The organism is Paraburkholderia dipogonis (assembly GCF_042680985.1).
Taxonomy (GTDB): domain Bacteria; phylum Pseudomonadota; class Gammaproteobacteria; order Burkholderiales; family Burkholderiaceae; genus Paraburkholderia; species Paraburkholderia phytofirmans.
The window spans coordinates 1-18,456 of record NZ_JBHUFR010000001.1 but is presented as its reverse complement, the minus strand read 5'-3'; the positions used below and the strand labels follow the sequence as shown (position 1 = coordinate 18,456).

The window sequence follows — 18,456 nt, the reverse complement described above, 5'->3', positions numbered from 1 at the left end:
CAAAATTCCATAGTCAAGCGCCATTTTTTGACCTACAACGGTAGGCGCGGCGTCTGTATTTCGGCAGCGTCCCGATGAATATTGGGCTTCAGGCCGATAGGCTGGGACGGACGCATCAAAAAATGCGGCGTAAACACCTACGACATATTCCCCTCAGTGGAACTATTGAGTTCCGGTTTTTGGGATTTGTGAAATATACTGACAGAGTCGGACCGGGAAGAGTCGGGTGAACGACCAGCAGACAATCGACTGAGGAGAAGAGAAATGGCGGAGACAGCGCAAACCCGGGTTGAGCACGACCTTCTCGGTGACAGGGACGTGCCCACATCGGCGTATTACGGCGTCCATACACTACGAGCACTTGAGAACTTCCCTATCAGCGGCATACCAATCAGCCAGTACCGCGAACTGGTCCGAGCGATGGCATTCATCAAGCTGGCCGCGGTCAAGGCGAATGGAGAGTTAGGGCTTATCGATAATCGGCGAGCCGAAGGGATAGCTCTGGCCTGCGAGGAGATAATCGCCGGCAAGTTGCATGATGACTTCGTAGTCGACGTGATTCAGGGCGGGGCTGGAACTTCGACGAACATGAACGCGAACGAGGTGATTGCAAACCGCGCTCTTGAAATCCTCGGCTTCGTTCGAGGCGAATACGAGACCGTGCATCCGAACGAACACGTGAACATCGGACAGAGCACAAACGACGTCTACCCAACTGCAATCAAACTCGCGCTTCAGTTCTACATCGACACGCTACTCAAATCGATGGCGTATCTGCGACAGGCGTTCGCTGCCAAGGCGGAAGAATTTCATGACGTCCTCAAGATGGGGCGCACACAACTGCAGGATGCGGTGCCGATGACGCTTGGTCAGGAATTCAGCACCTACGCGGTGATGCTGGAAGAAGACGAAGCTCGGCTCGCCGAAGCGCGTTTGCTCCTCCTGGAAATAAACCTTGGTGCCACGGCCATCGGAACCGGCATCACGGCTCATCCTGACTACGCTGCCGCAGTGTGTCGTCATTTGCGCGAAGACACTGGCTTCAGTTTCCTCACCGCAGCCAACCTGGTCGAGGCCACCCAGGACTGCGGGGCGTTTGTACAGCTATCCGGGGTACTGAAGCGCATCGCTGTGAAACTATCGAAAACATGCAACGACCTGCGCCTGCTATCGTCGGGCCCACGATGCGGGTTCGCTGAAATCCAGTTACCGCCAATGCAAGCTGGCTCGAGCATCATGCCCGGCAAAGTGAACCCGGTAATTCCTGAGCTCGTGAATCAAATCGCCTTTGAGGTCATCGGGAACGACCTGACCGTAACCATGGCTGCGGAGGCCGGTCAGCTCCAACTCAACGCGTTTGAGCCCATCATTGCCCACAGCCTCTTCAAAAGCATCCAGCATCTGGCTGCAGGTTGCGTGACGCTTGCCGACCGGTGCGCTCGCGGAATAGTCGCCAATCGTGAACAACTTCGGACAAGTGTCGAGCGCTCGATTGGTGTGGTCACCGCACTGAATCCGTACATTGGCTATGCGAACGCAACGCAGATTGCTAGCGAGGCACTCGAGACGGGAGCAAGAGTGTATGACTTGGTGCTCTCCCGCGGCCTTCTCTCGAAAGTTGACCTTGACCGTATCCTCGACCCACTTTCGCTGACGCTACCGGAAAAGCAGCCTCGCTCGTACGCGCGTACCCAGAGAATTCCCGCGAGCTGCGAACCGTCTGAGGGCGCCATTACCCCGGTCGCAAGAGGCGTCGCGTAGTCGCACGCGCTCGTATAGCGGGCGCCCCGGCTTCCCCTCGCCTCGGTAACCCTATTGATTTCAGGTATTCTTATGCCTCCAATGACCGTACCAGCCGAATCGACCAAGCGCCAGCGCTTGCCCGTAGAGCGTGAGATTGCAGAAGCCATGCGCAACGCAGAAATTCCCATTCCAGAGACACCGGAGCCTGAGGTATCACCGACTGAGCGCGCGTTCCACGTAATCGAGATGACTGCTCAGCTCGGACGTGTCTCAACGGCGGACATCGTGACCGCTTTGGGCATACCCAAGACAACCGCCCACCGGCTCGTCAGCAACCTCGAAGAATTCGGTTTTCTCGAACATGGAATGGAGCGCGGTCGCTACCAAGTTGGTCCACGCCTGCTCGAACTTGCAACGAACATCCTCGCGGCCTCCACCTCCCATGGCCCCATTCACGCGCTCCTCATGGAACTTTCGCGCCGAACCGCCGAGACGACCAGTCTTGGCGTGATGCGCGGGTCGGAGGTTGTCTACATCGACAGCGCCATTGGCAATTCGCCGCTCACGCTCAATTTCCAGAAAGGACATCGTGCACCGGCACATTGCACCTCCAGCGGGCGAGTGTTTCTCGCCAACATGGAGAAAAAGCAACTGGATGCATACATGTTGAGCGGCCCGTGGGAACCCATTACCCCGTACACCATCGTCGACCCGGACCGCCTGCGCCAGGAAATTGACCAAGTTCGTAGGCAGGGCTTTGCGACCAACGACTCCGAGTTTGCGATTGGAGTTGTGGGGGCAGCGGTTCCCATTGCAGGACCTAACGGACGCATCATCGCCTGCCTTAGCATTTCGGCACCAAAGGCAAGAAAGTCTCTGGAAGAAGTGACGCTGCTCGTCCCGATGATGGAGGCCGCCGCCCTCCGTATTACCAAGATTCTGACCGTACTCGAGGGCGACCCGGTTAACGAGGAGCCAGAACCAAAAGCATCGCGCCGGAAGCGGACTTGATTAGAAGCGCGGCCCCTGCCGCCGACACGAATGGACGACTTGCGGGGGCTCTTCGGTCGATTTGAAGTCCCGCGCACCGCACGGTTAGACCCAGCACGCCCTCAAGTCGGCAGAGAGTACTAATTAAATGCCGGGCTAATAATCATGGAGATGACCCGAACAGAGGCGCCCACTAGATAGCAACCGTTCACTGCCATTCCAAGAATCATATGCGTTACCCGAACAAGCTCAGTGGCGAATTCAATGCAGGTCAGCAACAGCGAAGGACGTCTCTATTAAAGCAGGCAAACGTGGCCGGCTGACAACGGAATGCGCACTCTCTACGAAGGATGAGCCGAAAATGGGCCTCCTCAGGCGGTCGGGATGTCGCGTCGTGAATCCGGGGTCATGCTGGCCGGCACCCGGTCGCAATTTCAGGGAGCGCGATGGCGCGGTACTGCGAGTTGTACAAGGGACCTAAAATGAGCCCCTACGAAAGTTAAAACATCATTCGCTAGATGTCTTTTTACTTCTTCATCGACATGAAGAGTCCTTTAAGACACAAAGCCATAAATGGATGGAAGTCTTTTAAGCTCACAGGTCTGCCTACCCGTGAGTGTCAACCCATGCGCGAGCCCATGCCATACCGACTGCGCGCGCCTCGTCCTCGGTTCCGCATGTCGCAAGCACGCCTGAACCTTCAATGAGCTTCCGGCCAGACGTTATGGTGCCGCTGGCCGCGTAGCGTCCGTTCTGTGGGATAGCATGCCCCCACACTTCGTATCCGTTGTATAGCTCCGGTTCCATTTTCTGCTTGCGCTTCAGCTTAGTTGCTCGAGTTTCGTACGATGTCTGCACCGGTACCGTCGTCGTTCCGTTTGGGCTTACTGCTTTGCACTTCGTTATGTGAAAGGTCCCGTCGGCAAGGACTCGAAGGCGGTGCGCGCAATTTGCGCGGCCGAGACGCGCGGGGCGCCGACGATGCGAACCAGGTATGGTCATTCGCGTCTTTGTTCCCGCGCCGCCTAGGGCCGCGACTCAGGTTTGCGCCCGAAGGCGAACCAGCGCTTTCCACACAGCCCCGTTGTCACTTATCCGCGACTCGTCATAGATAGTTTCGAGGGTCCTGCAAATTGTCACCCTCGCGGTCGTCCAGACCGCCGCCACGCCCGTGAACAACTCAGCAATACTGGCGTAGGCCAGAGCGGTAGCATCGCTGCGACTGAACGTGATGCAAGCCTCTAACAGTTCGTTGAGCTTTCGTGCACGTTCGTCTACCCCATCAACATTAACGGCTGTCGCATTACCCTTGAATCGGTCGCCGAGCGCTTCGGCAAGCTGTAACAATTGCGCTGTGAAGGCTGCTTGAGTATCAACATTGCCTAGTAGCCTTACGCAACCGGCAAAGCAACGCCAAGCGATGAGGACGTCCACCCCGAGTTCAGCAAGAGAAATTAGCCGCGCGTTCGCCACTATCTCAACGAAGCGCTGCCGGTTAGCTGCGCTCAGCCCCATCCGAGCCAACGTGTACAGGTGAACCCACAGCATCGGATTGTCGGTTGAAGTCTCGAATGCCTGAATTAGTTCGTTTTCAAAGTCTTCAGATAGCGTTGACGGCAAATCAAATGACTCCACGCGAACCGTCGAATCTACGCGCAAGAACGATTCAAGGCAATTCGGACACAACTCGCGCGATGCAATGAGCCAGGGATTGACATGGTTGTTGACTCGAGTCAACGTAAGAGCCTGCTCCCGTTGCTCCGCTGAAAGCAGCGAGTCGCCTTGTGCGCCTTGCAATACGTGGTTCATGCCGCCGTGAAACAACACTACGCCAACAAAATTATTGGGAGACGCACAATCCAAGGACCGACTGAACCCGCCGAAAGCGGTATCCACCGACATTGCGCCGCGCGCCTTCGCAAAGTGCTCGCGAATTTGCGTTTCCATGTCAAGATTGCGGTTGAGTATGCACATCAGGCGCGCCGCATGGTACCAAGTCGCGACTAACTGCTCTTCGACGGTCTTGCTTCGCCACTCCTGCATCTCATGCGCGTGATTTTCAGACCACATTAACAAGGGACCCATTGCGTCGGCCAAGCCGCTCCAGCGCGACAGCACGTCGGTTGCCATGCGTGAGCCCAGCGCTCTAACGTCGGAGGGCAAACCTTCACATTTCAGCAATGCGAATGCGTGAAGAAAATGCAGTGGAGAGCGTGCAGCGAGTTCGGCGAAACTTGCGTATGCAGACCTCTGCGTTTCCGGCGGACTTGTCCCAAAACGCTCGACAAAAACGTGCGGCAATGGCACGGGGAGACAACCCAAGCGAAGGAACGCTTCCTCAAGCCCGCAGTCCGCCAGAAGAGCGTCCGCTGCTATAGCCCATCTCTCAGAAAACCGCGCGCCGCCTGCCTCGAGGCGTAGATGTCTGAATACTTCTTCCGGCCGAGGTGGGATGCATCTTGCGAGCGGAACGCTGTGGTTCTCGTTGAGTTGGTCTTCAATTTCCTTGTAGCGGAATGGAAGGCTCTGCCTTCTAACTTCGTCGAGCGCCTCGTATCGCTTAGACTCGGACTTGATTTCAACAAGCGCTTCCATGGCCTCTTCACGCTCCGCCTGGCTGCGGTCGAACCAAGCGAGGTGTTCGTTCAGAAACAAGCGGATTTCGCTTTCATTCCTGCACTCAAAAATAAGAAAGGCACGGTCGCTGATTTGAGCGGTCTTTTCTTTGCACTTGATTGCGACGGCTCCCGGGGGTTCCATAGGTTGGAACGTGGCTATATCGGTTGATTCGTTCGCCCTTGCTCGGGACATGCCATGTTGGATGGCTCGCCGAACCGCCGGGATAAAGCGGTCCTGGCGCAGTTCGATTTCGCCTATATGGACGACTTTCACGATTTTGGTCATCAGGCCCCGCCGCAAGCTAGGGTCACCGAGCAGTCGGTCACGGAGGTCCTCGGGCAGGAGGTCGAGCGCCTGACGAAGATAGGCGGCGACAATTTCATTCGAATACTGCTTGTCTTTCGGTGGCGCATCGTGCGCAAGGACGCCGACGAGCAAAATCGTGAATTGTGCGACGAGATGATTGGCCAGCAGTTGGTCAGCGTGAAATCGGTTCTTGATAACACAATCATCGAGCCACTGCGAGTATGCCCTTTTTCGCGATTCCGAATGCCCAATCGCGAGCTGTATGATGATGCTCAAGGCAGCACTGAAAGTGACCGCAGTGAACGTTGCCAATGAGTCTTGGTCCCCTTTGATTGAAGGATGGTCCCCCAACGGACGTTCCATCCGAAGCTGTGACCAAATCCACGTAGCCCAAGCTATGCATTGCTCGTCGGTATGCGTTTTCGACTGCCACACTTTTGTTAGGCACTCGTCTGTGAGACGACGTGTCGCAATGAAGACATTTATCTCGTCGGGCCGGTCGCTTTTGATAGCCGGAAAGTCTCCAACTTTCAGGCGACATTCCTGAAGCGCAACGCGAGCCAAGTACCGTCTGAGGACAGACAAAGCATGGGTTTCTACAACTTGACCATTGACGATGGCTGCCCGCTCAAGATGGAACAGGACCTCCTCCGCTTCTATCGGTAGGAACATTGCGTTGGCACTGCGCAGGTGAAGCAGCTTCGCGAAGTAGTCGGAGTCCGAAAATGCGCCCGACTTTCTGAGCTCTCGTAAGAGTTCATAGATGCCGACCACAGGGGCCACGCCAAACCTTGGATATCCCGAAACAAATCGGTCATCGCAGCAAAACACTGCGTTGATATCAGGCTCACAACGGAGGAACTCGAGTAGCCCGCGAATCTGCACGGAATAGCTAGCGTACGTTTCCTCGTTGTTCTCGGCGTGTCCTGCGCGCCCTTTCGCCGTCTGGTAGCCGCCGTCCAGGAATCGATTTGCAATATGAGCTCGGAGCTCGTTAACTACTTTCAGCACTTCCCGCCGCTCATGCGCGGCACGGACGTTTTGCACGAGCAAAGTCGCGAATTCGGCGTCAACCAGGACTGTGAAGGTCTTCAGAACCGCCTGTAGCGAGCACTTGAATGCAAGTGTACCGAGCGTGCCCGCGCGAAAGTGCAACTGGGCGCCTGATGGCGGAACCGGCAACTCGGCCTCGACCGGACCAGCGTCGAAAACTGCATCTTCGAATTCCGCTGCGTCAATCTGACCGGCTTGCCGGAGCCCTTCCAAGACGCTCGTGAGTGTGGCGCGATGACTGCCATCCGGCACGGATTCTGAGTCGTCGGCAACGACAGTCCACGCTCCAAAATCATCATCCGAGGGTAGCAGCCGAGAGCCAGTATTCTGGGGCTGTGTCCAAATGCCGATAGCGTCAGTTTTCAGAGCTTCAGCGATGGCCGTCTCGACTTCAAGTCTCTTGGGCTGAGGATGCTCCAGCGAATCAGCGAAAGTCAAGAGCTGTCTCTGAACGCACTGCGGGACAATCACCGCTACGACCGCAGAGTCAATAGTCTCCAAAACCCCTAGCTGCTTTGCCAGCAGCAAGGACGAGACGTCGATGTAAAGGTGCCAATCCTTAAATGCTAGCCCGGTATCGAAATCGACAGTTCGCGCGCCGTGCCGAATCATTAACGGCGGCCGCTCATCGTTGTCTTGCGAAGCCACCGCGCCGATGTAATACCGCCCGCTGAAATCAATGTCGGCAGGCTGCGCCGCGACATGAAATGGCATTGCGCCGTCAAGATAGGCGTTCCATAGGTTGAGCTGAGTCTGAACGCGAGCAGCCTGGAGTTGTCGAAATTCCTCGAAGGTCATCATCTGAAACCGACCGTCGTTCGACTTGGCCATCAGCGTAGCGATTGCGGACTCGAAGACAGTGGCCTCTCTATCCATCCCGAGCCGAATAGCCTGGACGTGAGCCTCAATGGCGAATTCTTCGGACAAGCCCATCGCTCCAGCATGTTTCAGCAGCTTACGGGCTAAGTCCCTGTCTTCGAGCGCTACCACGCGGGCCCAGCGAAGAGCATCACTGGGCGGCAATTCGTTCTTCGACATCTCATTACGGATGACTGGAAGAGCACCGCGTATATCGCCGAATCTCAGCCGAATGTCCGCGGGCAACATACGCTCCCGGATTCCGTCGAATTCCGAGGACAACGTCTCTGCAGCCTTCAGGGCCTGTCGGTGCTGACCTTGTTCAGCAAGCGAATGAGCTTCGATAGCGGCCAAATTTCGGGGAAACTTCCGACGAGGGAAAGCTGCCCGATTCGTTTTCAGTACAGTTAGTGCCAACGCCGCGTTTCCCGTGTTGAACGCTGCGTGTGCTGCAATTTCAATGGCTGATGCCGTCTCAAACTTGGTGAGCAGCTGGACGTAACGACCGAGAAATTCCCAGCGACTCGCAGCAGCGAGCCGTGACGCCGCTGCGAGCAACGCGACTGAACGTGCATCCCGGGTCGCCAGACTGGAAAACAGCGATTCAAGCTCCTCCCAGGCTAAACCGTCCGATACATCGCTGACCATTGCAAAGATTCGACGCTCAACGCTGGCAGTGTCTTGGCGCGATGTAGTGTCTGAATCGGTCGAGGACGGCTCAAGAAACTCGACGCGCGCGTCGTATGCTGCTCGTTGCGCTTCATTCTTGAAGAGCTCGCGGTTTGACTGCAACACTTCCTTTGCGCCAAGGTCGTTCGAATCAAGTGTCAAAAGCCAACTGTAGGCCAGCACATGAGCAGCGTCTTTGTGGGTTCCCTCAGCGACAACACGTAATGCCTCACGACTGCGTTTCTGGTCAAATTTCAGGCCACGCGTGAGAGCCCAGCTGATGACCTCAGGGCTTCCTGGGTCAGCGTCCAGCAGCCGGTCGCAACGTGCTTGGGCCGAGAAGAAACCTTCGACCAGATTGCATTCACACGCCAACGCCCACAATTCATCGTAGCAGCCAACAGGTGACTCTCGCCGCTCGATGGCGAGACTGTCAAACGTTGCCAACGCTTCGCTGAGGAGCGCTTGGTTAGCGTCGTCTTGGCGCACAAGTTCGGCTGCTATGGGCGCTGGGTTGGCGAAGTGCTCGCCCCCCACGACCTTTGACAACGCATTCGCGTAGCGAATAATCGCACCGGCGCGTCTCACAATGAACCAGCGAGGCGCACGTGCTTCCGCTCGCCGTATCTCTGCCAGAGCGGCAGTGCGTTTCCCACGGAACAGTAATAGAAATGCACGTAACCTCAACGCTTCGATTGTGGGCATGCCATCAACGGATGGGAGCCGGTCGAGGATGTGCTCAGCGTCATCCAGACGCCCTGCCTCGAGCAACAGTGCAACCTTCATCTCCTGAGCGTCTGATACAGACACGTGCTCGAGAAGCTGAAGCGCTTGTTCGCGGTCCCCTTGGTGGGCCGTCAAAAGCGCCTTGAACGTCGCCGCGCCCTCGCTGGAAATGGCGTCGGCCTCGCTTGCGAACACAGTCGCCGCGCCGATATCTCCTTCTTGGAGCTTAGCAGATGCCAGATACCGCAAGCATTTGCTTCTGACATGTGGCGCGATGCTCGACCAATGGGTGCTGGTCCTCATCTTTTCGAGCTCAAGGACAATGCCGCTTGGGTTTTCTTCGCGCAGTCGCGCCTTTAGCGAATCAAGTTTGCTATCCACCTCCGAACTCAAAGCAGAGGCAAGCGGCGCTACGGTGTTCGTGACCAGGTCAAGGACCGCACTTTGGTCGGCCGCGACCGCATTGGCGCCTACGGGAACGTCACCACAGAGGACGTTGGCCCAATAACCGCCAAGAAACTGCGTGACGATTCCACGCTGGAATCTGAGCTTTTCCTGGAATTGCCGCGGCCCCCAAACCTCGTATTCCATTCCCAAGGCGTGGAAGAGCTTTTTCTGTGTAAAGACGGCGTCGGAGGTGCCGCGCCCATGAACGGGCGAGGCAACGGCGAGAATGAAACGTCGGACATTCCGTTCTTTCCAGAACGATTCATGATGCTTGAGGAAGTCGTTCGACCAATCCTTAATCTGGCTCGCGATGATTTTTCCGTAGCATTTCGATGAAGCGACGGCTATCGCGAATTCGCCCCGAAGGTCGCCGTACGAATCCGCACCAAACTGCTTCTCGCCGTCCTCGTGAAATAAATCCGCGGTTTTGATGTCGGGTTCATGACCCAGTACGGCACATGTCAACTCTTCGAACTGCTTCGATTCCATCTTCGAAAAGTCTGGCGGGTCTCCGCGGTTTGTGCTCGGAACGATTGTGGTGCGGGAGGAGTCTTCGGTCATCCTAGCGTCAGGGCGGGTTGTCTTTCTTCGAAGGATATTAAACGACACCGTCGTTTTTTAGTCCGACGGGCCGTCGAAAGCACCGAAAAAACTAGGACGTCTGTCGTATATTCAACCGCTTCTGAGCCTTCCACAGAAACACGACCCTAGCGGGGCATATCCAAGCAAGCTGCGCGCTAGGTAGAATCGCCGTACTCGTCTGGCGTCCACCGGTTGTCACCCGGGCACAGCGTTTAGAGCTTCTGCCCCAGCGCTTCGTTCTCCCCTGCCACGAGCAGGTTGCGCCACGCTTGCGCGCACGTGCTAGCGCAGGTTTGGCCTTTTTCCTTTCGTTCGTGGCATATTGCGACCACATTCACTAGGAGGCCACCTGATGGCAACGACTTTGGAAGCAATTCAAGCACGAATGAAAAAACTGCAGGCACAGGCCGACGCATTGATGACAAAAGAAGCCGCAAAGGTCGTAAGGGCCATTCATGAGTTGATGGCAAAGCATGGCATAACCACCGCTGACATCGACGCGCACACTGGCGGCAAAAAGCGTGGACCCAAGCCGAGCACTAAGGCCGCCGCCAAGTCGTCGGCTTCGGCCGCAAAGTACCGCGACCCGAAGACGGGCGCGACATGGTCGGGCCATGGCCGCGCGCCAGGCTGGATTGCCAGCGCTAAGGACCGCTCGAAGTTTCTCGTTGAAGGCAATGCTGTGGTGTCGGCACCTGGTGCCAAGAAGTCAGCGAAAGCCGGAAACTATGTGAGGGGCCCGCAGCCAGCGCTCTATCGTGACCACAAGAGCGGCGCGACGTGGAGTGGACGTGGGCGGGCGCCGGCTTGGATTGCTAACGCCAAGGACCGCAGTCGATTTCTGATTGACGGCGCTACTGCGGCCGACAAGAAGCCAGTGGTCAAGAAGGCTGCGGCCAAGAAGGCCCCGTCGGCGAAGGAGGCTGCTGCAAAAAAGGCCGTCAGTGCGAAGGCGGCGACTAAAGAGGCTGCGGCGAAAAAAGTATCGCGCAAGAGCGTGGCTGAGCTCGCTTCGGTGGGGCCGGTCAGGGTTGATGCGGAGTTGACAAGCTAAGCGCGCGGGTCGCGCCGGTGAGACCGAAGCATTGTCGGCCCCACCGGGCGTGGCCAAGAACACCCGTTTTTAATGCGGTGTTGATTTGCACGGGAAACTGTTTGCGTCGCCTTCTTGGGCCAGCATGAATATGATTGCCTTCATAGTAGAACCTTCGTCGCTGTCGCTGAGCGCAGACGACGCGCAAGCCTCCAACATAGCGCGCATGCCAGACCAAAACCAAGAGCTAATCCGGCGACGAATGACATTTGGCATGCCGTCAATTGCGAAGCATCTCTTGCTGGTTGGGCGCAGGGGTTCACTTGGAGATAAGTCTCCGGTTGAGAGCAATACGCCGGTCAAAGCGGTTCCGGCTCGCGCTGAGGATTGTGGACAGCGAGGTAGATGTAGAAAGCCCACAGAAGGCGCTAAAGGCTGGCGAAGGTCTGAGCCGGCTTCGCCTTTCGCCGTCCAGACTTTTCTTGCGCCGCGTGCGAATCACGTAGGCCGGTTGGGACGTCTGGCGGACTCACTGGCTGAGACGTTTATCCACCCACCGGAAGCGCTGTTGCCGATGTAGCTACGCAGCTACCCAGCTATCCAATTTCCGAATCACCTTGTCTCGATTGCTTATCGCTCGTTGAATGGCTGTTTGTGCGGTACTCGGCTTTAGCGCAAAGCCGTACGAAGCAAACTCCTTGTGAATGTTGAAATAAAGCGAGGTCTGCGGTTTTCCTGGCTCTCGGGGTGCGTCAGACTCGAGCGACCTGAGTGCGGCGAGCTGGGAATATAAGCTGCCAACGTTGTCGACGATGACTCGCTCGGCCTTGAGCTCCGGGGTCGCCCGTTTCAGAGCGGCAACAGCCAGTTTCTCCTTGGCGCCAGGCTCCCCGGTCGCCGCTTGATGCTGTGCAGCGCGGTATTCGAAATACTTGACGAATCTGTCTATTGCTTGGTCAAGCTGGCGGAAGGGTCGGTCGAACGGCAAGACCAAGGCCAACTGGTTCTGGAGCGGCACCGCGTCAATCGTGATTTCAGAGCGTTCACTCGAAAAGTATATTGGCCCGCTGGACGAGCGAGGCACAACGCGACAGCTGAGGTTCGGAGCATTCTTTAGATATTGCTCACCCGATATCGCAGGCAAGTCAACGCTGACTTTGTCGACTTTCCAGTTCGTAACCCATTGTTTTTCGCCGGCTACAAGCGCCGCAAAGTCAGCCAGTATCTCCAACGCTCGGCGAGGAGGCTGAAACAATGCTCCCCAAGGATAGTAGCGGTCAATTTCGATATCAAGATGCTTGGCCCGTTCATACAACCGTGACGTCATCGCGGTCACGAATTCTGCTCGTATCACACCTACGCAGGCCGTTCGAGCGCGGCGCAAATATAAACTTAGCACGCTGCGTTGCTGATGCGCTGCTTCCTCTTCGGTGATTTGATTTCGGTAGCGCGATACAAACACCGTGTGCACAGCTTCTGCGATAGACGGCAAATGCAATGGCGCCGGAATCAGGAGTGGAGCTCCACGCAAGTGGTCCTTCGTGAGCGTCAGGACTTGGTCCCGAGTTGTTATTGACCTGATTGACGACGGGATGATTTTCTCTAAATACACACATATTCCTTGAATCACATTCCACGACTCGAGCGTTGTGCTCCAAGTCTCAACTAGTGCGAGAAATTGTTTAGTATGCGGTGCATTTAGCCATTCGGACCTTGGTTCTTCGGAGGGTTCGGGATTGCGAACGAGGTGGCGAAGCCCATTCATCGTTTCGTGGCAAATGCCGAGCCGGTCCCGCAGCGGGAGCGACGCCAATATCGGACTGTGCTTCGCCTCGCTTTCAACCTCCTGCCCCATTTGTTTCAACAGTTCCAAATGGTTATTTTTTCTAGCCTGGTAGTAGTACGCATATGCGTAGGCTACCTGGTCATCAAGCGCATCTACGAGAAGTTCGCGCTGCGTGGAGTTGCTGGGCATGATGAGGTGCGAAGCAGTGGAATTGCAAATACGCAATTATATCAATTGATTACGTCTTGCAGTTTTTGGGGGAGCCCAAAAGCTCCAACGCATTTGGTTGCCGAGGGCGGCCGGCTAGGGCATCGTGGCGGAACTGACCGGCCGGGCAGTTTATTCCTCCACTGCAAAGTGGCAACGTCCAACAGCCAAGGAGTTCAAAATGGCAAGTCTTACTCAGAAGGCGAAGGCGGCGCATGTCGTCGTTGAATGCGGGCCGGAGCTTTATCACCTGGAATGCTACCGCCGAGAAAATGGTGATGATGGTACGATAATGTATCTGAGCAAACACTATCAAAAAACAGAGAGCCTGACGCCGGCTGATGGCGCAATCCGAGCGGGCAATTTCATGAAAGATGTTGAGTCGCTGAAGCAGAACGCTTTTAACTTCAAGCAGGCGCGCGAACTCGCAAAGAGCACGAATGCATTTGAAGACGTCGAACTCGACGACCTCGGCTTCGCGGGTGCATAGCCCAAACGAAGAAGGTTGCTATCGTTGCCCACCGGCTATCCGGTGGGCAGTTCTCGTTTGCCGGTGGGTATATGAAGGTTTCATTCTTCACGGCCCTTCAAGCAAATCGGCGACGCCGTTGAGACAGATTCCGATAAGTCGGCTTTGTACCGCCGACGGAGCGAATCCAAGGACGAATTCCCTTCGAGGCACGATTCCCTTCACAACCTCATCGAAATCGTCGTATTTCTGATGTCGGCGATACAAGTCAAGGGCCTCTTCGTTGTACCAGTGATACCGCTTCTTAAGCTTGAAAAATTTGACGAACGCTTTGTCCGCCTTCCCTGCACCGGTCACCGTCAATTCCACATCGTCTGCGCTATTTATCTGTGTGAACTTCGTATAGCCCTTAATCCCGAACTCGATGAGCAACGAGGAATTTCGGTCGCAAGGGTGCGGTAACGCAACGTCCAAGGGGTCAGCATTGGATTTCACGCTTGAATTGCATTGCCAGCATGAGGGAATCAGGTTATACGCGGAGACTGCGAGAAACGGATATCGCGACCTTGGGTAGAAGTGGTCCAGTGGCGGCCGCATCGAGAACCTGTCATCGCCTTCCTTTAAATGGAAGTTGACGTGCGCCAGTTGGCAGTATGGGCACAGTCGCATTGAGTAGGCCTTCACCAATGAATAAGCATTCCAACCAGTTTTACGGCGAGAAAATCCGTCGTAATCGAAGAGTTTGTTTAGCCGGACTATCAGTAGTTCAATGCGCTTGTCATGGCCGTCTTTCCCCTCTTTGGGGCGACGCAGGCAGTAATCGTAGAATTTCGGGAAAGCTGCCGCGACGTCCGCGATAATCGTCGTGAGCGTACTTGGCTCGCCACTTAGAATATCGTCAAGATGCATCTCAAGATGTTTTAGCAAGTCAGGAATCCAGACATGCTTGGCGACCGCTGCCTTTCCCTCATCGCTTGTGAAGGACGTAGCCGACGACTTTGCCAGAATGAATCGGTCTCGCAGCGCGGTTCGATGAGCATTCAGTGCTGCCAACTTCAGGGGATGGAGCTTACCGTCAGGATGAAGGCTTGGACATATCAGCGATATACCACTGCTTGTGGAACTCGCTGAAATCGTCCATTTGCTTGCTCATCACGCCAAGCCAACCTCCCTCCCAGCGCCCGAACGCCGCTGAACCATCTAGCTTCTTCAAATTTTCAGGCAAGGTCCGTATCGTATAGACCGGATTTTGCGTCCCGAACTCTGCTCCTAGTTCGTGGAAGTACGTTCCATCGAGCATGAACTTCGATGTGCCGGCATAGGCAAGGGTGACATCGCTATATGTGTGCTCTTTCATCACAGCCGAGTACTGCAGCAGCACACGCGTCACGTCCGCCATGGAATTCCCCGGTCCTACCCCCTCAAGGTCAAAAACGAGTGACGAAGGCAGCACGTAGTATTGGAAGTGGGCGCTTGCCTTCACTCCATGATTACGGCTATCCGCTTCGATGAGCTGCTGGAGTGGCCTGGACACGGTGAAGTAGTTAAAGCAGCAAGTCAGGCCTACGATAGCCAAAGCAATTCCACTACTCGCGAGTACGGCTTTTTTCTTCATTTTTCGTTCAATCTTCGTGGACCGGGGGTTCTTCATCCGGTCAATATCGTCATGGTTTTGGTGATTCAGAGCGCTTGCGGCGATTCCGGAAATCCACCCACACTATGTAGGAACCTAGGGATTTCATCATGGCTCTCGTACCAGATGACCGTGACCCCGAGCTCTTGCATTAAGACTTCGGTAAGAGCGTGATTTTCCTCCAGGAAATTGCTGACCTCTTCACGATTCTCGAACAATTGCACCCGCTCCCCGTCCTTCGTTTTTGAGACGGCAAACTCTTCGACATCCACTCGCTTCATAAACGCATAGTGGCGGTGCTTCTCTACACCGCGCTTCGCAATCTCCAGGAGTCGACGGAGATTCGGGTCCGCCATCGATAGGCCAACCATGAGGCAAGTTGAATCCCGAAGCGCGCTCAGCTGGACAAGGTTGGACCAGTGATACGCGTCCGTGTAAATCTGGTGATATCCCTCTTCTGCAAACACCAAGCTTTTGTCCTCAGACCCCGCGTGACCATCGAACTCTGGAATGAAGCCGTGGACGTGCAACACTGGCAGCTCGTCGACGTCGACATCGGCTTCCTGCGTATAGACGCACTTGTACGGGATTGCTGTCGCCTTGAGCTGCTGCTCGAACAAGTCATCGAAGTTGTAGGTGACCACAGAGCGAACAGGTGCTCCCGAACGTCTCGGCATGCACAGACGCGCCAATATCTTAATCAGCTCCGAGGCTGCAGGTTTATCTTTATTTCTTAAGCCATACAGCGCAGCGCGAACAGCGCGCGTGAAAGCGTGCTGGTCTTTGCCAGTGCCAGATATGCCCTTCCTGAGGTACCGGGCAGTCACAAGAGCAGAATGCTTGTTGATATCGTTCATGCGCTCAACAAGCTTCACGGTGCGTTCTTTGGCGGCTACGTCGTTAGCCCGTGTTTCTTTTGACAGGTAAGTCAAAAAGAGGGTATTGAGCAACAAGTTCCAATCGGGCATTCCTGCGCTGGCTGATACGCCCGCGCCGAGAAAGAGGGAAAATTGCCCCGAGGAATAGCGCTCCGAGAGTGAAGCGATGTGCTCGAGACGCTTCTCTTGCCAGGAGCCGGCTTGGTCTTTCGCATTCTTGAACCGGATACGAAGGAGGTCGTCGGCAATGGCGATGGCACCGGGGTGTTGCTTTACCAATGCATCGAGCTTTTCGATTGACCAAATCTCAACGTGCGACTGGTCGACCTTGCCGCCGTACGAGTGAATCAAATCCCGAAATTTTTTATTCTCCTCCTGCCTACTGTGAGTGATTATCAGTAAGGCTGGCCTGGATTGCGCGCCTGCGACTTCGGCCTTATAAGCAAATGCGCCAAATCGCTGAGTGATTTTACTGAAGCGAGCCTTCGAGAGCGACGTACAGATTTCGATAAGTACCGGTCCCGAAAAGTGGTCAAAGCCGTGCGGCGCTACGCAGTCGTACATGTCGGTACTCTGCGCGACGAGTTCTTTGCCTTGCAAATCCAGATGAAGGCCCAGAAGCCTGATGACGAACGTCTCAAACTCACTTGGGTCCATCTGTGCAAATGGGATTGTGCCTGCGAAGTCAGACTCTTGATTGGACATTTGCCTAGTACTTGTTCTGGTAATTTGCGAGACTGGTGAGGTCCGGCACACCGCTCAAGCGAGCTACGCGCTAGCCCCACCTACATCCGCGTCGAGCGGTCACGAGGTCTCTGTGCTTTGCTTCTATTCCACCGCTATATCGACAGAGCAATGCCTAACTTGAGTGCATACAAGTTTTTCGTCTGCATTCGCTCGATTCACAGAAAAATCATTGTTTGTTGCTCCTTTTCCCGTTGCTCTTCCTCCGCCTTCCATTGCCTCTGATAGTCGCGCGCTACGTCCTCTGCGGGGAGTCGGTAAACCTCGAACGACGGTGCGAAGGCCGGTAGCGCGAAGGCGAAAAGATACGTTGAAGCTAGCCCAGCAAGTACCCGCCGGGCAAGTGACCGGTGAGCGGTGCGCGTCCGTCGATTTCTGTTTGTCTTGCCGGTGCGTATCGTCTGTTGCGGGCATTGGTGCGTCGGCACTGGTGCTGATGTAGTCCTAAAGTCGGGGTCGAGAATGCCGATAGTCAAATGACCTTTGGGTGTATGTAGCCGTAACACTTTGACGACGTATTGCTAAATTCATGACGGACTTTCTTTACGAATTGTGGGACTCGGTTTGCAGTCTTGGGGACTGTTTGCGTGACCGACTGAAGTGGGCCTGGCGGACACTGGGAACGCCGGCCGTTGCAACTCTGCTAACGGTCGCAACCACGAGCACGGGCGCGTACTACGCATACAGGGCTGCCGAAGAAGCCAATCAGACTTCGAAGCGTTCTCTGGAGGTATCCGAACGGGCAGAAAAGGCAGCGAATGACGCAGAAAAGCGAGCCCGCCTGGAAAACGTGGCTGAACTTGCAGGCAAGCTCGAGCGCCGATTGTGCGCGCTCGACCAATTTGGCCACGTCAGATGTCAGTATGTTTTCACATTGACCAATGCCGGTAAAAACACAGCGAGTCACATCACGACCATTGTCGCAAGGAAATACGCTTCGCGTCTGACAGATTCACTCTCGGGCGAATTACCGCCGGGCCAAGTGACTAGGTACGAAACCAGCGATGCGGAAGGCTACACTGGTGACGATTCGCAGCCGTTGGTTTTGGCCGTGGCGTATTTCGACGCATCCTTGGGCGTGTGCCGAACGAAAGGTTGGGTGTATCGCGCCATAGCCCCAGCAGACAGCACTGCAACATCCTCTCCAGACTTCGCCGCAGTCGAGGGGGACCAGTCGACACTGGAGTCCAAAGAGGACGATGCTCGGACAACGATGCTAGCGCGTGGCGGCATCCAATGTGGCGACGCTCCAAAATGAGCGCGTGGCGACCACTTTTCGTCTCCGGCGGCGTCCCCCTCATCGGTGCAGTTTCCTCCGTAGAAAGTATGGCGTCGCGGCGATTTCACCATTAGACGCGTCCAATAAGGCGGCCGCTCAACTGCGGCCGATAACGCGCGTCCGCCAAACGGCAGCCTCTGGATTGCGCTACCGTACTTCCGCCCGTCAACAAATCGTCGTCTGAAACCAGAACGACCTTACCAGACAGCGTGTCCGTCGCAGTCTGGCTTCGTTTCGACAAGCGGAAATAGGCTGCCTGCAATTCGCAGTTGCAAACGCAAACCCAAACGCCACAGTACCGACCTTCGTAGGAAGTTGCCATGCTTCATCTCCGTTGATTGTCCAACTGACTAATGCAGCCGGCTCGACCGAATGATGGTATGCGATCCACGACCGACGCCCCTCAGAGGGGATGTGCGGAGTGCAGCATGTCT

Annotated in this window: 11 protein-coding genes; 5 read left to right on the top strand and 6 right to left on the bottom strand. The window is 55.7% G+C overall.

From position 1 onward, the window contains the following. Nucleotides 1–264 precede the first annotated feature (264 nt). Together aspA and ACFSNN_RS00050 are read left to right on the top strand one after the other, a co-directional pair. Nucleotides 265–1,761: an aspartate ammonia-lyase gene (gene aspA, locus ACFSNN_RS00055; protein WP_134461379.1), complete on the top strand. Its 1,497-nt coding sequence runs from the start codon at nucleotides 265–267 to the stop codon at nucleotides 1,759–1,761. Between the two features lie 54 nt (nucleotides 1,762–1,815). Beyond that, the gene (locus tag ACFSNN_RS00050) at nucleotides 1,816–2,754 is read left to right on the top strand and encodes an IclR family transcriptional regulator (RefSeq protein WP_134461376.1); all 939 of its coding nucleotides are present in this window, start codon (nucleotides 1,816–1,818) and stop codon (nucleotides 2,752–2,754) included. Between the two features lie 585 nt (nucleotides 2,755–3,339). Here ACFSNN_RS00050 and ACFSNN_RS00045 read toward each other — a convergent pair. Continuing rightward, on the bottom strand, nucleotides 3,340–3,540 hold the full coding sequence (locus tag ACFSNN_RS00045; RefSeq protein ID WP_134461373.1) for a hypothetical protein: 201 nt from the start codon (nucleotides 3,538–3,540) through the stop codon (nucleotides 3,340–3,342). Nucleotides 3,541–3,771: 231 nt separating this feature from the next. Further along, nucleotides 3,772–9,972 carry a hypothetical protein gene (locus ACFSNN_RS00040; protein WP_134461370.1) on the bottom strand — a complete coding sequence of 2,067 codons (6,201 nt, stop codon included), beginning with the start codon at nucleotides 9,970–9,972 and terminating at the stop codon, nucleotides 3,772–3,774. 373 nt (nucleotides 9,973–10,345) lie between these two features. Between ACFSNN_RS00040 and ACFSNN_RS00035 the strand changes: the two genes are divergently transcribed. Further along, complete coding sequence (locus ACFSNN_RS00035; RefSeq protein ID WP_134461367.1) at nucleotides 10,346–11,047, top strand: H-NS family nucleoid-associated regulatory protein; 702 nt, start codon at nucleotides 10,346–10,348, stop codon at nucleotides 11,045–11,047. A gap of 559 nt (nucleotides 11,048–11,606) precedes the next feature. On the opposite strand, the gene ACFSNN_RS00030 is transcribed toward ACFSNN_RS00035, so the two are convergent. Further along, a complete protein-coding gene (locus ACFSNN_RS00030) occupies nucleotides 11,607–13,001 on the bottom strand; it encodes a hypothetical protein (RefSeq protein WP_134461364.1) in 1,395 nt (464 codons plus the stop codon). Nucleotides 13,002–13,125: 124 nt separating this feature from the next. Here ACFSNN_RS00030 and ACFSNN_RS00025 point away from each other — a divergent pair, with 124 nt between their 5' ends. Next, the gene (locus ACFSNN_RS00025) at nucleotides 13,126–13,509 is read left to right on the top strand and encodes a hypothetical protein (protein ID WP_134461361.1); all 384 of its coding nucleotides are present in this window, start codon (nucleotides 13,126–13,128) and stop codon (nucleotides 13,507–13,509) included. A gap of 87 nt (nucleotides 13,510–13,596) precedes the next feature. On the opposite strand, the gene ACFSNN_RS00020 is transcribed toward ACFSNN_RS00025, so the two are convergent. The 3 genes from ACFSNN_RS00020 to ACFSNN_RS00010 all read right to left on the bottom strand — a co-directional run bounded on the left by ACFSNN_RS00020 (nucleotide 13,597) and on the right by ACFSNN_RS00010 (nucleotide 16,704). Next, nucleotides 13,597–14,415, bottom strand: coding sequence for a hypothetical protein (locus ACFSNN_RS00020; protein WP_134461358.1), 819 nt, complete (start codon nucleotides 14,413–14,415; stop codon nucleotides 13,597–13,599). A gap of 148 nt (nucleotides 14,416–14,563) precedes the next feature. Then, nucleotides 14,564–15,103, bottom strand: coding sequence for a hypothetical protein (locus tag ACFSNN_RS00015; RefSeq protein WP_134461355.1), 540 nt, complete (start codon nucleotides 15,101–15,103; stop codon nucleotides 14,564–14,566). A 65-nt stretch (nucleotides 15,104–15,168) separates the two neighbouring features. Further along, entirely contained in the window at nucleotides 15,169–16,704 is a 1,536-nt protein-coding gene (locus ACFSNN_RS00010) for an SIR2 family protein (RefSeq protein ID WP_134461352.1), read from the bottom strand. Nucleotides 16,705–17,272: 568 nt separating this feature from the next. Between ACFSNN_RS00010 and ACFSNN_RS00005 the strand changes: the two genes are divergently transcribed. Further along, nucleotides 17,273–18,001, top strand: coding sequence for a hypothetical protein (locus ACFSNN_RS00005; RefSeq protein WP_134461349.1), 729 nt, complete (start codon nucleotides 17,273–17,275; stop codon nucleotides 17,999–18,001). The last annotated feature ends 455 nt before the right edge of the window (nucleotides 18,002–18,456 follow it).

What these genes read in the sequence shown, in the direction of transcription:
- aspA (WP_134461379.1), top strand. Translation starts at nt 265, where the DNA reads ATGGCGGAGACAGCGCAAACCCGGGTTGAGCACGACCTTCTCGGTGAC.
- ACFSNN_RS00045 (WP_134461373.1), bottom strand. Translation starts at nt 3,540, where the DNA reads ATGGAACCGGAGCTATACAACGGATACGAAGTGTGGGGGCATGCTATC.
- ACFSNN_RS00040 (WP_134461370.1), bottom strand. Translation starts at nt 9,972, where the DNA reads ATGACCGAAGACTCCTCCCGCACCACAATCGTTCCGAGCACAAACCGC.
- ACFSNN_RS00035 (WP_134461367.1), top strand. Translation starts at nt 10,346, where the DNA reads ATGGCAACGACTTTGGAAGCAATTCAAGCACGAATGAAAAAACTGCAG.
- ACFSNN_RS00030 (WP_134461364.1), bottom strand. Translation starts at nt 13,001, where the DNA reads ATGCCCAGCAACTCCACGCAGCGCGAACTTCTCGTAGATGCGCTTGAT.
- ACFSNN_RS00015 (WP_134461355.1), bottom strand. Translation starts at nt 15,103, where the DNA reads ATGAAGAAAAAAGCCGTACTCGCGAGTAGTGGAATTGCTTTGGCTATC.
- ACFSNN_RS00010 (WP_134461352.1), bottom strand. Translation starts at nt 16,704, where the DNA reads ATGTCCAATCAAGAGTCTGACTTCGCAGGCACAATCCCATTTGCACAG.
- ACFSNN_RS00005 (WP_134461349.1), top strand. Translation starts at nt 17,273, where the DNA reads ATGACGGACTTTCTTTACGAATTGTGGGACTCGGTTTGCAGTCTTGGG.